General features: G+C 28.3%; 15 protein-coding genes. 9 read left to right on the top strand and 6 right to left on the bottom strand.

The features are described from left to right. Positions 1-9 precede the first annotated feature (9 nt). Positions 10-363, top strand: a complete 354-nt coding sequence (locus ACJDT4_RS16290) for a PTS sugar transporter subunit IIA (RefSeq protein WP_406788641.1) — start codon at positions 10-12, stop codon at positions 361-363. A gap of 455 nt (positions 364-818) precedes the next feature. Here ACJDT4_RS16290 and ACJDT4_RS16285 read toward each other — a convergent pair whose 3' ends face one another. Beyond that, a complete protein-coding gene (locus tag ACJDT4_RS16285; RefSeq protein ID WP_406788767.1) occupies positions 819-1,640 on the bottom strand; it encodes a YitT family protein in 822 nt (273 codons plus the stop codon). Positions 1,641-1,894: 254 nt separating this feature from the next. On the opposite strand from ACJDT4_RS16285, the gene ACJDT4_RS16280 reads away from it, so the two are divergent. The 3 genes from ACJDT4_RS16280 to ACJDT4_RS16270 all read left to right on the top strand — a co-directional run bounded on the left by ACJDT4_RS16280 (position 1,895) and on the right by ACJDT4_RS16270 (position 4,532). Next, the gene (locus ACJDT4_RS16280; RefSeq protein WP_406788640.1) at positions 1,895-2,491 is read left to right on the top strand and encodes a sigma-70 family RNA polymerase sigma factor; all 597 of its coding nucleotides are present in this window, start codon (positions 1,895-1,897) and stop codon (positions 2,489-2,491) included. A gap of 9 nt (positions 2,492-2,500) precedes the next feature. Then, a complete protein-coding gene (locus tag ACJDT4_RS16275; RefSeq protein ID WP_406788639.1) occupies positions 2,501-3,061 on the top strand; it encodes a sigma-70 family RNA polymerase sigma factor in 561 nt (186 codons plus the stop codon). A 436-nt stretch (positions 3,062-3,497) separates the two neighbouring features. Then, on the top strand, positions 3,498-4,532 hold the full coding sequence (locus ACJDT4_RS16270; protein WP_406788638.1) for a PocR ligand-binding domain-containing protein: 1,035 nt from the start codon (positions 3,498-3,500) through the stop codon (positions 4,530-4,532). Positions 4,533-4,596: 64 nt separating this feature from the next. On the opposite strand, the gene ACJDT4_RS16265 is transcribed toward ACJDT4_RS16270, so the two are convergent. After that, on the bottom strand, positions 4,597-5,931 hold the full coding sequence (locus tag ACJDT4_RS16265; RefSeq protein WP_406788637.1) for a methyl-accepting chemotaxis protein: 1,335 nt from the start codon (positions 5,929-5,931) through the stop codon (positions 4,597-4,599). A 78-nt stretch (positions 5,932-6,009) separates the two neighbouring features. Beyond that, entirely contained in the window at positions 6,010-6,477 is a 468-nt protein-coding gene (ispF, locus tag ACJDT4_RS16260; protein ID WP_406788635.1) for a 2-C-methyl-D-erythritol 2,4-cyclodiphosphate synthase, read from the bottom strand. A 586-nt stretch (positions 6,478-7,063) separates the two neighbouring features. On the opposite strand from ispF, the gene ACJDT4_RS16255 reads away from it, so the two are divergent. Then, positions 7,064-7,651, top strand: coding sequence for a class D sortase (locus tag ACJDT4_RS16255; protein WP_406788634.1), 588 nt, complete (start codon positions 7,064-7,066; stop codon positions 7,649-7,651). 65 nt (positions 7,652-7,716) lie between these two features. Beyond that, on the top strand, positions 7,717-8,622 hold the full coding sequence (locus ACJDT4_RS16250; protein WP_406788633.1) for a polysaccharide deacetylase family protein: 906 nt from the start codon (positions 7,717-7,719) through the stop codon (positions 8,620-8,622). A gap of 172 nt (positions 8,623-8,794) precedes the next feature. Here the strand turns inward: ACJDT4_RS16250 and ACJDT4_RS16245 are convergent, their stop codons facing one another. Together ACJDT4_RS16245 and ACJDT4_RS16240 are read right to left on the bottom strand one after the other, a co-directional pair. Next, the gene (locus tag ACJDT4_RS16245) at positions 8,795-9,355 is read right to left on the bottom strand and encodes an anti-sigma factor domain-containing protein (RefSeq protein WP_406788632.1); all 561 of its coding nucleotides are present in this window, start codon (positions 9,353-9,355) and stop codon (positions 8,795-8,797) included. Beyond that, the gene (locus ACJDT4_RS16240) at positions 9,352-10,017 is read right to left on the bottom strand and encodes a hypothetical protein (RefSeq protein ID WP_406788631.1); all 666 of its coding nucleotides are present in this window, start codon (positions 10,015-10,017) and stop codon (positions 9,352-9,354) included. Before ACJDT4_RS16240 ends, ACJDT4_RS16245 begins: the two co-directional genes overlap by 4 nt. 303 nt (positions 10,018-10,320) lie before the next feature. On the opposite strand from ACJDT4_RS16240, the gene ACJDT4_RS16235 reads away from it, so the two are divergent. Continuing rightward, entirely contained in the window at positions 10,321-12,279 is a 1,959-nt protein-coding gene (locus ACJDT4_RS16235) for a sensor histidine kinase (protein WP_406788630.1), read from the top strand. Between the two features lie 154 nt (positions 12,280-12,433). Here ACJDT4_RS16235 and ACJDT4_RS16230 read toward each other — a convergent pair whose 3' ends face one another. Further along, positions 12,434-12,676, bottom strand: a complete 243-nt coding sequence (locus ACJDT4_RS16230) for a metal-binding protein (protein ID WP_406788629.1) — start codon at positions 12,674-12,676, stop codon at positions 12,434-12,436. A 298-nt stretch (positions 12,677-12,974) separates the two neighbouring features. Here ACJDT4_RS16230 and ACJDT4_RS16225 point away from each other — a divergent pair, with 298 nt between their 5' ends. Continuing rightward, complete coding sequence (locus ACJDT4_RS16225) at positions 12,975-13,853, top strand: DegV family protein (RefSeq protein ID WP_406788628.1); 879 nt, start codon at positions 12,975-12,977, stop codon at positions 13,851-13,853. A 184-nt stretch (positions 13,854-14,037) separates the two neighbouring features. Next, positions 14,038-14,328, top strand: a complete 291-nt coding sequence (locus ACJDT4_RS16220) for a hypothetical protein (RefSeq protein WP_406788627.1) — start codon at positions 14,038-14,040, stop codon at positions 14,326-14,328. Positions 14,329-14,554 lie beyond the last annotated feature (226 nt).

Raw genomic sequence — 14,554 nt, 5'->3', positions numbered from 1 at the left:
GGCATAAAAATGGAAGAGAAAGAAAAGCCAACTTTAGAAAATATAATATTTAATTTAGTTTTACATGGAGGAAATGCCAGAGGGAAAGCTTATGATGCACTAGATGCTGCTGAAGAAGGAGATTTTGAATTGGCAGAAAAATGCCTTGATGAAGCAGATGATGAATTCTATGAAGGTCATAATTACCAGAATATGCTTATTCAAGGCCAGATGGACAATGAAACACCTAATTTCCTTGTAATTCATGCTCAAGATCAGCTGATGACTGCTCTTGCCGAAAAAAATCTTATAAAAAGGGAAATAGCTCTTTATAAAAAGGTATTTGAATTAGAAAAGAAAATAGGAGATCTGTCCAATAAATAAAATTTTATTCCCTAAAACTATTTTACCCCTTGAAAATAGAAAAAACAATATATGGTATCAACGTTAATAAATTTATAAGCCTAGAATTAATGCATTGAGTATTAGTTCTAGGTGTTTTATTATATTGGAAAAAACTTGCTTTAAACATGGTTAATCAATAGAAATTAAGTGCAATATTGTGTGCTGGAAATTTAATTGATTACAAAGATTCGTACCTAAAATTCCGCAGGTACGGAGGAATTTTTTCCTTGAACTACCGTGGGGGCTAAGTAACAATGCTGAAGGAACGATTTAAAAAAGTCCTAATAAATCTTGGCTCAAAAATTGTAAAATACTTAGATATTTCAATTGTCTGAGCATTTTTTTCGCGAGTTATTGAAATTTATTAGTATTTTATGATTTTTGAACCTTAGATTTATAGGACTTTTTTAACGCTACGAAGCATTGTTACTTAGCTAGAATAGATTCCCTTTAAAGCCTTCTCCTTGCACTTCTGATATATCAATTACAGATATAAATGAATTTTTATCTGTTTGCATTACTACATTTTTTAAAAGTGGTAACTGTCGTAAACTTACAACGCAGTATATTACCATCCTCTTTTTACTAGTATACGCACCTTCTCCATATAAAAAAGTTACACCTCTTTTTAGATTAAACATTATGCTATCGCTTATTTTTTTCTCTTCATTGGTTATTATCATGACTAGTTTTTGTCTGCTAAAACCTTTTAAAACTTTGTCTATTACAAGAGAACCTATGTATATTGAAAAAAGAGTGTATAAAGCACTGTATATCCCAAAGAAAATAGCACCTACAGAAACTATTATCATATTTATGACAAAGGAAGTTGTGGCAAATTGAAAGTTTTCATGCTTTTTTTTGATGATTGCAGATAATATGTCAAGACCACCGGTAGAACCGTAGTTACTAAGGACCAATCCAGTGCCAAAGCCGTTTAAAACGCCTCCATATACACATAAAAGTATGTTATCCTTAAGCTTTAATAAGCTTTGGAACGGAGCTGTAATATCAATGGCTATAGAAAAGGCTATTGTACCAATCATGGTCATTGCTGTAAATCTTTTACCCATTATTTTATAGCTGAGTAAAAGAAGAGGTATATTAATAACTAAAAGAGAAATACCAGCAGGAAACCTTAGGGTATATTGGAGTATAAGGGCTATTCCAGATACACCACCACTTAATAAATGAGCGTTAACTAAAAACGTGTTTATACCTATAGCAGTTATAAAGCACCCTAAAATTGTATACATAATGTTGAGTGTATTCTGCTTCGTTACTATTTTTTTTAAATCTTGTGTCAAATTAAATCACCTCTTAATTTATATATAGCTGTATTTAATTTGTACAATAAGAATGTAAATTATTATATATTTTAAAGGTGAATGTACTTATTTGCAGAATAGCTATAAAATGATGTGGAAAAAATATAAAATTTCTTAATTATGTCCACAAATTTAAATTTTACAGTCTATAATTATGTAATTTATTTTTAGGGGGTAAGATTATGGATAATAATTTACTTAGAGATTTTATTAAGAAAGATTTTTGCGAGGATGAAGCAAATGCAAATAACGTTTTTATTGAATGTGACTTATATTTCAAAAGATATAGTAATTTTGTTATAGGTATATATGATTATGAGGATTTTAGGCAAATTTTTATATTGAAAATACTAAAGCTTGCAAAAAAATGCCGTGCAGATAAAATTAAAAATTTAAATGGGTATATTAAAGCTATAATTAGAAATATGTTTAATGAAATTATGAGAAAGAATATTAATTACAATAAAAACTTAAGTATAGATTCATATACAGACAATATATTTTTGTTAGATAAGGAGAAGGATTTTGAGGAAGAATATATAAAAAGTATTGAAATGTCAGAAATAAAGAAAATAATTATGAAGATTATAGATAAATTAAACGATAATGAAAAGGATATAGTAAAAGCTTGTTATTTTAAAGAGCTTTCAATTGCTGATTATTCTAGAAGAAATAAAATAAATTATTACACATGTGTGAAGAGACTAAGAAGAACTGAAAGCAAGATATTAAAATATATATCTAAAGATTTAAATATATACTCAAGCTGCAGGAGATAAGGTTATCTCTTGAAGGAAAATATAATTGAATTCGATAAGCTGTGCAAAGAGGCTAAAAATGGTGATGGCGATGCTGTATGGCTTATTATTGAAAAACTAAAGCCGTTTATAATTAAATGTTCGCATAGTATTTATCTTAAAAATTATGCTTTAGAAGATATTATAAGTGTTGCTAATATTGCTTTACTGAAATCTATAAAATGTTTTAAGTTAGACAGTGGCAAACACTTTTTTCCATATGCTATTATAACAATAAAAAATGAATTGAATATGGAAATAAGAAAGGTTGCAAAGTGCTGGATGGAAAGTAGCTTAAATAATTATTTAGAAGTTAGTGGAGAAAACTCCGGAATATTTAGTAGTGAGAATTCACTAGAAGAAGATTATATAGTTAAGGAACTCATAGAAGCAAGATTAAAGATATTGAGTGATGAAGAAAGAAAACTAATAGTTTCAGTATTTTATAAGGGTGTTACTCTTATGGAATATTCTAAATTTAATAATTTGAGCTACAAAAAATGCAGTAACATGAAATTAAAGGCTATGAGAAAAATGAAAAAAGTAAAATGAAGAAATACCACATGGGGAAACATGTGGTATAAGGGGAGTAGGGTTATTATTTTAATAAGGAATTGTGATTTTATAATGTAAATATTGTAGGCGCAATCTTCAATCTTATTGTATTGAATATAACTCCTTATCAACATAATTCGACTTAACTTACAAGTTAATTTTAACAATTTAAGTATATAAAGTCAATAAAAACAATTCGACATTTAGATTATATATAGTATTTTTAAGTGATAAAAAATCATATTTAAGGATAAATGGTTAAATTATAGATTACGTCATAATTTACTTGAATATAAAAGTAATTCTATAAATAGACAATTATTTTAAACTATGATATTATATTATTATAAAAAGAATTAAAAATAGTGTAAATTTATTTGCTTACGGGCAATTATAATTTAGAATTTTTATATTATACATAGGAGATGATGTAATGTCAGATGGTTCATTTGAGATTGATAATGTAAAACTCCAAGATTTAATCGATTTAGATTTCTTGCAAAAATTTCAAGATGATTTTGGTGAAAGTATGGAAATAGCAAGCATAACTGTTGATATGGATGGAAAGCCAATAACTAAACCGACTAGATACACAAATTTTTGTGCTGCTCTTACTCAATCAAGTGATGAGGGTAGAAGGCGTTGTGCTGAATCGCATTTAAAAGGTGGTATGGAAGCAACTAGAACTGGAAAGCCATATATATACACATGTCATGCTGGGCTAGTTGATTTCGCGGCACCTATAACAATTGCGGGAAAGCATATTGCAACAATTCTTGGAGGACAAGTTACTTTTTCTAAGCCCGATGAGAATAAGGTTATAAAAACTGCCAATGAACTTGGTGTAAACGAGGATGCATATAAAAAAGCGGCTAATGATATTCATATAGAAGCTGAATCTAGAGTTAGAGCATCAGCAAGCATATTATTTACTGTAGCTAATACTTTATGCCAAATTGGGTATGAGCAGCTGAAAATAAAGCATATGACTGGTGTATTGTCAGATAATTTTGCACAGATATCTGCGGCTATGGAGGAAATAGCTGCATCGTCAGTAGAAGTTACTCATAATCAAGAACATCTAAATAAGGAAATTTTAAATATAAAAGATATTTCAGATGAAATAAACAATGTTTTAGGATATATAAAGAGCATTGCAGATCAAACTAAGATGCTTGGACTAAATGCAGCTATAGAAGCAGCACGTGCAGGGGAAGCTGGAAAAGGTTTTGGTGTTGTTGCTACAGAAATACGTAAGCTCTCACAAAATTCTAAGGAGACTGCAAATAAGATAAGTACTCTTACTAAAAACATACAAAATTCTGTAAATACTACATTACAAGCCGCTGATGATACACTTAACACTACGCAGCAGCAATCAGCCGCTATACAAGAAACTAATGCGAGTGTTGAAGAAGTTATGAGTTTATCTGAAGAATTGAGCAGCTTTGCTAACAAGAAACTTTAGAGGATTATTTTAGTTTAATTAGATAAATAAAAACGAAGAAATCATATGATTTCTTCGTTTTATGTTATAGCTCATTTTTTAAATTTTGCGGTTTAAATGCTAGAATTTCGTTTTCGAGTTTTTCTGAAAGCTCTTTTAAAGTTTTTGAGTAATTAGCTACATTACCCATAGATTTTATTTGTTCATCTGCATTAGCTGCGACTTCTTGTACTGAAGCTGAAGTTTCTTGACTTTGAGATGAGATCTGAGTAATCAAATCAACAAGATTATTTTTTTCAATATCCATTTCTTGATTAGCATTTTTTATCTCATCAACAACCGCACTCATTTCAAATACTACGTCTGAAATATCGCTAAATATTTTCTTGGTATCAGTTGATGCTGCATTTTCAGATTTAACGATTTCAGAAGCATCAGACATAGCTTCAACGGCTTCATTAGAATGAAGTTGAATTTCATTTATAAGGGTTTCAATTTCAACTATTGATTCAGTAACTTGTTCGGCTAATTTTCGAACCTCGTCAGCAACAACAGAAAAACCTCTTCCAGCTTCACCAGCGCGGGCTGCTTCTATGGCTGCGTTTAGCGCTAAAAGATTAGTTTGTTCCGCTATTTGGGAAACTGTTTTAGTTATATTGCCAATGTTTTGAGAATTGTCATGAACCTTCAGGACAATTTCATTTACTTTTGCAGTAGATTCTAAAGCGTCAGAAGATTTCTTTGTAAGGAGATTGACTGTTTGGAGTCCCTTATCAATAAGAACATTAAAGGTTTCTGCTTCTGAATTCATAACTTCAGTACCAGTAAGTACTCTATTTATTTTATCAGAGAGAGAATTTGCTCTGTTAGCGCACTCTTCAGAATTTTTGGACTGTATTTCAGAAGAGTTACTTATGGAGTCTATTGCTGAAGCAATATCGTTTGCAGAGGTATCTGCTTCTAAAGCTAATTTTTCTAAGGCAGAGGAAGTTTCTAAAACTGTAGTAGAAGAAGATTTTACGTTATTTACTAGATATCCTACCTTATTTATAATTTTGCTAAAGTTTTGATGTATAACTCCCAATTCATCGCTAGAGCTTGTACTAATGTCACTAATAGATAAATCGCCATCCCCAACTTTTTTCAACTGTTCCCTTAAAGTTGCAATTTTATTCGATAGACCTTTAAAGAATAACTGTGTTAAAATTACATTTAAAAGTAAAGTTAATAGAATAGCTACAAAAATAAATACACCAATTGAAGAAGACTTTTGTGCAAGCTCTGAAGAAGATAAAGATGATTTTAATACACTATAGCACTTTAGGTAAATTAAAGTTCCTTCAATAGATACTAAAACTAGTAATGGTAGAGTTGTAATTAGCAATATTCTCTTTTTTAAGCTGCTATTATCATTTCCCAATAAATATCACCGCCTATATGTACTATTAAGTAAATTTTGCATTATATTACTAAAAAATATATTTTGTATAGACTTCTACTAAAAAATTAGGCACACACTTTGACTTGAAATACCTTCTTCTTTCCCTGTAAAGCCCAGCCCCTCTTCAGTAGTTGCCTTTATACTTATATATTTTACATCTATCCCTAGTGCTTTAGCAATGTTTTTTCTCATTTGTTCTATATAATTAGATAATTTAGGCTTTTGGGCTATAATTGTAGAATCTATATTGCCGATTTTGTAGCCTTCTTCTTCAATTATTTTTTTTACTTCTTCAAGAAGTTTGATGCTTGAGATTCCTTTATATTCTTCAGAAGTATCAGGAAAATGTTTTCCTATATCACCTAAAGCTGCTGCACCTAGTAGACTATCCATTATGGAATGTATTAGAACATCAGCATCAGAGTGACCAAGTAGTCCTTTACTATATGGAATTTCAACACCGCCAAGTATAAGCTTTCTTCCTTCCACTAATTTATGTACATCGTATCCAGTTCCTATTCTCATATTATTGCACTCCTTTAATATACGATTTTTTAAAATAAAAAACCGGAAAAAACCGGTTTTTTATTTTAGTTGATATATTGTAATTATTTTATGGAGAGTGTAAAATGAATTTCTAAATATGTAACTTCTTATATTATAAATGTATTTTTGAAAAAAATAAATACTTTTATGATAAAAAAATTAAATTATAAAGGATAAACCACTTCAAGAAATATGAAGTGGTGCTAAGATTGCCACTTTATGTCTAAAGTATACGTTTACTTTTTTTAGAAGATATTGTCGTAGAATAAACATTTGATTTTGAATTTATTTTAAATAACTTTTTTATAAATTTTGCAAGGTTAGTAAGAATTAAATTGGATTTATGCACTTTGCATTTTTTAGAAAAATCAACATAGATTACATTGCTTTTCATATATAACACCAACCTTTCAAGATAAGATATCGTTTTCATTTATTACAATTACAGTATATCACATATGTTGTAAATTGTTAATATAATTATTTAAATATAGGAAAATAATTTTTTGGTATATAGTAAAAATTTAAATGGTGATATAATATATTTGAGGTGTGATTTAAAATTATGGTTAAAAAATTTAAAATTGTAGGTATAGCGTTAATAACTTTAGGTATAATTTTAATACTTGGAGCAATCTCTATTAAGTTTTTTGTATCACATAAGCAGCATGATATGTTAGTAAGATATGAAGATAAAATAAAAAATTACAGGGAGCATAGGAGCAACAGTAATTTAAAAAATAGTACAAGCAATGACGATATTGAAGGAGTAGGGATACTTATAATTCCTAAAATAAACTTAAAAGTTGTAATAGGAGAAGGGGCAGACCTAAAAACTTTAAAGTATGCTGTTGGTCATTTTAAAGATACTGCACTTCCTGGACAAAAAGGAAATTTTTGTGTAGCTGGACATAGAAGTTATGTCTTTGGAGAATATTTTAATAGATTAAATGAGATTAACATAGGGGATGAAATAACTGTTAAAACGGTAAAAGGAGACTTTAAATACAAAGTATATAAAACAGAAGTTGTATTACCTAGCCAAGTACAGGTGTTAAATCCGTCAAGTGATGCTACTATGACTTTAATTACATGTACACCTATAAGAGTAGCTACTCACAGGCTTATTGTTAAAGCAAGATTAGAAAACTAGTTATCAACAGAATTGTCCACAAGGTTGTGGATAATGTTTATAATTAGTTATTTATGGAGGACAAAATGCGCAAAAAAACTAAGAGAAATGCATTAGTAGCAGTTATTGTTATTATAGTGTTGATTTGTGGATTATTTATAGCAAATTATTATAAAAGCTATAAAAGGATAGTATACAGCAAAGACGCATTGATATTAAAAAGTTATAATGGTACAAGCACATCGAAAAATTTCATACACAACAATGAAAGTATACCTGTTTTGATGTATCATTCTATACCAGATGCCAGTAGTGGCAATATAATGGAAGTTTCAAAAGGGCAGTTTGAAGAGGAAATGAAATATTTAAAAGATAATGGATATCATACTCTTTCAGCAGATGAATTTTATGATTTTATAGTTAAGGATAAGCCTGTGCTTAAAAAGTCTGTACTTATAACCTTTGATGATGGATATGAAAATCAGTATAAAAACGCATATCCGGTTTTAAAAAAATATAAATTTAATGCGGTTATGTTTATTATAACAGATTATTTAGATAAAGGGACATTATACCTAAAGTCAAATGAATTGAAGACAATGAGTGATAATGGAATAAGCATAGAAAGTCATACTACTAATCACGCTAAATTAGATAAGTTATCTTATAAAGATCAGTTTAAAACATTAAGAGATTCCCAAAACAAGCTTGAGGGAATATGTAATAAAGCAGTTAGATTTATTGCATATCCATATGGATATTTTAATAAGGATACTGTTGAAGCAAGCCAAAAGTCAGGATATATTATGGCCTTCACTACAAGTGGGAAATGGGCAAATATTAATAAGGGTGTTTATGCAGTCAACAGAATATATATATTTCCACAGTTTAATTTAGGTGACTTTAAGAGTAGAATAACTAACCCTAATTATCCTCAATTAGTTCACCCTATAGACATGCTAAAAGGTGCTTATAAGACATTTATTAAATAAATGGTGGTTTGGCGGCAGCCCATGTGATTCATGATATGAAAGCATTTTAGAAGATAAGATATGATTTTATTGGCTGTGCAATATGCATCAATAGAAAGTTATAACACTCACCATGTTTTTCTTGTTTTTAGAAGAATATGATGAGTGTTATTCGTTTATTAAAATACATCAGCTATTTTAAGTTTCCTCCATTTGAATTTATAATTAGTTTGAGTGAATTATTATCAGCAAACTTTTTTAGCTTTGGTAAATTCACATTGTCTCCATGAATGTAAAGAAGTATAGATTTATCTTTTTTTACATAATGGCTTGTCTTACATTGATTTATAATATTTACTAAAGCTTCATCTGCATTTCGGTTTTTAAAACTTATTTTTTTTAAAAGGATACTGAGTTTATTGTCAATAGAAGAGCCTTCTGTAACTGTGCTCCATCTATTACAACTTAATTCAAATGATGAACCAATATCAACTATTATTGTTGAGGTAGTAGAAAAATATACATATGTAAAACAAACTAGGCTTATTAAAATAGTAAGTATAAACATAAAAATCGCATTCCTAAATGGGTGCATTTGCCCTTTTATTAGATGGATACCTTTTGATTTTCCAGTATATTCTTGCCCTATAGATGGCATTTCAGAATCTATCTTAACTTCTCTGAACTCACCTTCATTAGTGTAAATAAAGGCAGTTTTATTTTTTATTTCTAAAACTATTCCTGTAACTTTCATTTTTTATCACCAATATTGATATTTAAATAAGCTTTCAAATATAGTAAATCTTTATTTGAAAAGATAATTATTAATGCAAGAATATAATTTTTCCATCTTTCGATAAATTCAACTTTATACTTGGTTAATAGAGCTACCTTTTGAATTGGTATATCTTTTTCTTCTTCCATTAAATTCAAAATGAACACTTCACGGCTGCATAGAAAAGCTATATTTAAAATATCATCCTTAATTTTTTTATTATACGAACAGTTTTTTATTATACTTATATACGTTAAATTGTAAGGCTTTAATATTTTATTAAGTATTAAAACCTCTTTAGCATAAATTTTATTTTCGGCTTTTTTCTCAACTTCAGTCACTTCGGTAAAAGCTTCAGGAGTATCATTAGAAAAGTATAATCGTGGTGTATTACTAATTTTCCACAGATATTCTAAAACATGATTTTTTATTATTACTTTTGAGTAATTAAAAAAATTACCCATTGAATCAACATAGGAATTGCAAGCGTTATTAAATGCAAATATTCCTATACTAAGGTCTTCTTCGCTAATTTCTTTAGATTTGTCCTTTTGCATTTCTGTTATTATTTTTTTTATAAAGGATTTATTAGAATTTATAAAGTTATTTCTATTTTCCTTAGATAAAATACTTAAATCCATGTTATCACCACTTTTAAAATTATATATTTATTATAACAATATTTAATGCTTTTTAGAATTAGATAAACATTAAATTTTAGCATTGACTATAAATAAATTTTCGACATATTTCAATAATAGATTACAAAGCTGATATAGTAATAGCATCTCCTTAGCCAAGTAAAGTTCTAAATCGTTATTTTATGTTATTTAAATATTAAAAATATTGTCAAAAATTGAGACACTTTTGTTATTGTATTTTACTATGAATAGTAAGATAATATTTATTGATTTAAACTAAAAGGACAAGGGAAAGTGAAATTTATGAGAAGCTCATTGAGAGAATTTCTGGAAGGTAAAGAAAATGAGATTTGTAATGAAATTATTACATTTATGATTAGATATGGAGTTGACGTTACTTTTAGGGACAAAATGTTTTTAAAAGTATGTGTTAAAGCTGCTAATGATTGTATATTTAATTTATGCGATGAAAATTTTCAAGTTATGACTCAGAATGTAATATTATGCATTTCAAAAGTATATAATAAAGATAACTTTATGGAAAAAGCATATGACATTATAAAATGCTTTGAGAATGGATATAGAGTTTACTTAATAAATAATATAGAGGATAAAAAAATTTTAAATGATTGTATAGTATCTATAGATGAATTTTTTTATAAATATGAAAAAAGCTTAATTCAAAACAAAAGTTTATTAGCTGGGGTTGATTTTTTTATTACGGGAGAAGAAATTGATGCTCTAATAGATAGCATACCAGCTATAATTATATTAAAAGATGCAAATGGAAGATGGATTTGTGCAAACCGTTATGCAGAAAAATTTTATAATTTAAATAATAATTACGCTGGTAAAACTGATAAAGAGCTATCTGTGGAAAATAAGTACATTAAAGAAAGTATATGCAGTAAATACAAAAGAAATGCATGGACAAACAGCAAGTCCTATTTTTATGAAGAAAGTGTTATTAACAATAACAAACAGGTATTTTTATTTGTTATAGAAATTCCGATGGCATTTCAGAATGGTGAAAAAGTTATTATTATCATAAAAAATGATATAACTAAAAATAAAATTGCAGAAAAGAAGATGTATGATAATGAAAACAATTATATAAAAATATTTGAGAATATAACTGATGCTGTTTTTATACATCAAGATAATAAACTTTTATATTTAAATAAAATGGCTATGGAGCTTATAGGAAGTAATCAAATCGATGATGTAATAGGAAAGGATTTTAATTCATTTTTGGAAATTTCACCAAAAGATATACAATCTAAAAAATATAATGTTAAAAGATTAGTTTATGAAGGTGAAAACATAATAACCAACAATAGTATAAAAAGAAAATGCGATAATAAGGTATTTAATGTAAATATACTTAGAATTCCATTTATATATGAAGATCAGAATGCTATATTGGTCATAGCACGTAATAGTGATGCAAAAGATAGTATAGTTAAGTATAGCAAATCTAAAAGTGAATTTATGGGTACCATATCTCATGAGCTTAGAACTCCATTAAACGTAATTTTAAGCGCACTTCAAGTTATAGGGCTTTATGATGAATGTAAGGATTTAGAAGAGCAATGTAGAGTTTATAAAAAGTATTATTCTATGATTAAGCAAAATAGCTACAGGCTTTTAAGAATTGTAAATAATTTTATGGATGTAAATGAAATAGAAGATGGCATAAGTAAATTAAATTTTACACGAGAAAATATAGTAAGTATTGTAGAAGATGTGACTATGGCTGCTGCTGCATTCATTAATGATAAGGGTAAGAACATAGTATTTGATACAGATATTGAGGAAAAAATAATGTTAGTTGATAAGGATGGAATTCAAAAGGTTATACTAAATTTATTATCAAATGCAATAAAATTTACGGACAAGCACGGAGAGATTAAAGTGAATGTGCATGATGATGATAGAAATATAGTAATTTCCGTTAAGGATAATGGAATAGGAATTCCAGAAAGCAAACAAAAAATAATCTTTGAAAGATTTGTTCAGCTTGATAGGACCTTTACTAGAAAAAGAGAAGGAAGCGGAATAGGACTTTTAATAGTTAAGATGATTGTTAACCTTCATAATGGCTGGATAACCGTACATAGTAAGCCTGGACAAGGAAGTGAATTTGTCATTACGCTTCCCGTACTTAATTCAAGAAAGTTTCAAAATAAACATCAAGAAAATATAATTAAACTCAGCAGTGAAGAAAAGGTTAATTTGGAATTTTCTGATTTAATGCTTTAGTTAGAATAAAAGGATTATCTTGCTATTTGTGTCATTAGAATAACTTAATTAGAAGCGCGTTGAAGGTAAGAGGGTCAATCCCCCTTAGATTTAACTTAAAATAAAAGCTGATAAAAATGACATTAAATAGTGTTTTTTATTTTGTTATAAAAAGTTAATTTAGAGAATTACTTTTAGACTTATCACATGTATCAATTAAAAAAGGAGCAGGAAACTCGAAAGTTTTTTTGTGCCCGCAGCTTGAACATTCACATTCGCATATATCATAAGGTTCGTTGTCTATAAAAGCTACGCCTTGTCCAATTGCTCTGTAGTCACCACCGCAAACCTCACAATTTATAGTGTTTATTATGTAATATTCACTTTCTATATATTTCATTACGTCTTTTGAATCCATAGTTAGCACCCTCCAATTATAGATAAACCAGTTCAGCTAATAAAATTCATTTGCGGCATAATGCACGTAAGACGGTATTTGGTACAAATAAATTTCAAGCTTCAAGGTGGTTTGTCTTTATATGTATAAACAAATTGTCCATAATAACTAACAATAGTATAAATCAAATTTTGTGAAAATGATATAAGTATTTTATGTATATTCAAGAATATTTAACTTATAATTATATTTTAATATGCTATAATGTGATTTATGATATTATATTTAAGTTATTTATTAATTTAAGGGAGAATGTTTTATGGAGACAGTGCTTTTAATTGATTCAAGTTGTGACCTACCTTTAGAATTTATTGAAAAAAGTAATATTGAAACCATTGGACTTATGTGTCATTTTAAAGGCAATGAATATGAAGATGACTTTGGAAAAACACTTAAATACGAGGAATTTTATAATGCAATGAGGAGTGGTGAAAAACCATCTACATCCCAAATAAATTCATATAGGTTTCATGAGAAATTTAAGGAAATCATTGAAAAAGGTAAAGAGGTTGTATATCTGGCATTTGATTCTGCTATAAGTGGTACATTTGATAGTGCACAAATAGCAAAAATGCAAATTTTAGATGAATATCCTAATGTGAGTATAAAAATATTTGATACTAAATGTGCAAGTATTGGCGAAGGTTTAGTAAACTACTATGCATGGAGAGCTTTAGAGGACGGTAAAACTGGAGAGGATATAATAAATTGGGCAAAAGAAAATTGCAATAATATGAATCATTGGTTTATGGTAGAAAGTTTATTTCATCTGAAAAGAGGAGGAAGACTTTCTATGTCTAAAGCTGTTGTTGGAACCTTACTTAGTATAAAGCCTATAATTTTTATGGATGAAAATGGTGAGCTTATAAATGTTGTTAATATTAGAGGAAGAAAAAAGGCTATTAGGTTCTTAGTAGATAAACTTAAGGAAAGGGGAAATGATTTTGAAAATATGGTAGTCGGAATAAGCCATGGGGACTGCCTAACAGATGCTGAATACTTAAGAGATATTATTAAAGATGAACTTAAAGTTAAAGAAGTAATTATAAATCATGTTGGGCCTGTAATAGGTTCACATGTTGGGCCGGGAATGCTTTCACTTTGCTTTTTTTCTAATAAAGGAAGAAAAATAATATAAAAACATATTGACTATCGAACAAATGTTCACTATAATACAAATATAGGGAACATTTGTTCTTTTAATATGTAAACAAGTAAATTAGTGGTTGTTTTGCTAAAGATAAAACACCTGAAACTTGAAATTTGTATGCAACAAAACATTACAACTCTGTAAATTTTGTATGCAATATGGAGGAATTTATATGGATGAAAACAATATATTTGTTAGATTAAGTTACAAATGCAAAGATGAAAATAAAAATTCTGAAGTTGAGAAAAAAGGATTAAAAACTAAAATTAGAAATAGCAGTATTCCTTCACAGAAATATATGATAGGTGGAGGAGTATATAATAGAAAAGGTGGAACTATATTTTTTGCCGCTAAAAATTTGAAAGAAGTAAACGAAGTAACTAAAAATAAAGACGCATTTGTGAAAAATTCACTTGTAAAATACCATATTTTTATTGTTCCTAAAACTTTGGGGTGCAGGTAGAAGGTAGAGTAAAGAGTAGAGTGAAGGTTGGTTTATCTTCCTCACGTCAGATAAATCTAAAATATACAAAAACATAATACAAAAATTCAATTGAGTACAAAGATTTACATCTAAAATTCCGTAGGAACGGAGGAATTTTTTCCTTGCACTTGATGCTAGTATAATATTGTAGACACGAAAGACCGAACACATTAAAATATAGATAAGATAAGGATGTGTTTATATG

The organism is Clostridium neuense, from assembly GCF_045310695.1.
GTDB lineage: Bacteria > Bacillota > Clostridia > Clostridiales > Clostridiaceae > Clostridium_S > Clostridium_S neuense.
This window is presented reverse-complemented; position numbering and strand designations above follow the sequence as displayed.

What these genes read in the sequence shown, in the direction of transcription:
- ACJDT4_RS16290 (WP_406788641.1), top strand. Translation starts at nt 10, where the DNA reads ATGGAAGAGAAAGAAAAGCCAACTTTAGAAAATATAATATTTAATTTA.
- ACJDT4_RS16285 (WP_406788767.1), bottom strand. Translation starts at nt 1,640, where the DNA reads ATGTATACAATTTTAGGGTGCTTTATAACTGCTATAGGTATAAACACG.
- ACJDT4_RS16280 (WP_406788640.1), top strand. Translation starts at nt 1,895, where the DNA reads ATGGATAATAATTTACTTAGAGATTTTATTAAGAAAGATTTTTGCGAG.
- ACJDT4_RS16270 (WP_406788638.1), top strand. Translation starts at nt 3,498, where the DNA reads ATGTCAGATGGTTCATTTGAGATTGATAATGTAAAACTCCAAGATTTA.
- ispF (WP_406788635.1), bottom strand. Translation starts at nt 6,477, where the DNA reads ATGAGAATAGGAACTGGATACGATGTACATAAATTAGTGGAAGGAAGA.
- ACJDT4_RS16255 (WP_406788634.1), top strand. Translation starts at nt 7,064, where the DNA reads ATGGTTAAAAAATTTAAAATTGTAGGTATAGCGTTAATAACTTTAGGT.
- ACJDT4_RS16250 (WP_406788633.1), top strand. Translation starts at nt 7,717, where the DNA reads ATGCGCAAAAAAACTAAGAGAAATGCATTAGTAGCAGTTATTGTTATT.
- ACJDT4_RS16245 (WP_406788632.1), bottom strand. Translation starts at nt 9,355, where the DNA reads ATGAAAGTTACAGGAATAGTTTTAGAAATAAAAAATAAAACTGCCTTT.
- ACJDT4_RS16240 (WP_406788631.1), bottom strand. Translation starts at nt 10,017, where the DNA reads ATGGATTTAAGTATTTTATCTAAGGAAAATAGAAATAACTTTATAAAT.
- ACJDT4_RS16235 (WP_406788630.1), top strand. Translation starts at nt 10,321, where the DNA reads ATGAGAAGCTCATTGAGAGAATTTCTGGAAGGTAAAGAAAATGAGATT.
- ACJDT4_RS16230 (WP_406788629.1), bottom strand. Translation starts at nt 12,676, where the DNA reads ATGGATTCAAAAGACGTAATGAAATATATAGAAAGTGAATATTACATA.
- ACJDT4_RS16225 (WP_406788628.1), top strand. Translation starts at nt 12,975, where the DNA reads ATGGAGACAGTGCTTTTAATTGATTCAAGTTGTGACCTACCTTTAGAA.
- ACJDT4_RS16220 (WP_406788627.1), top strand. Translation starts at nt 14,038, where the DNA reads ATGGATGAAAACAATATATTTGTTAGATTAAGTTACAAATGCAAAGAT.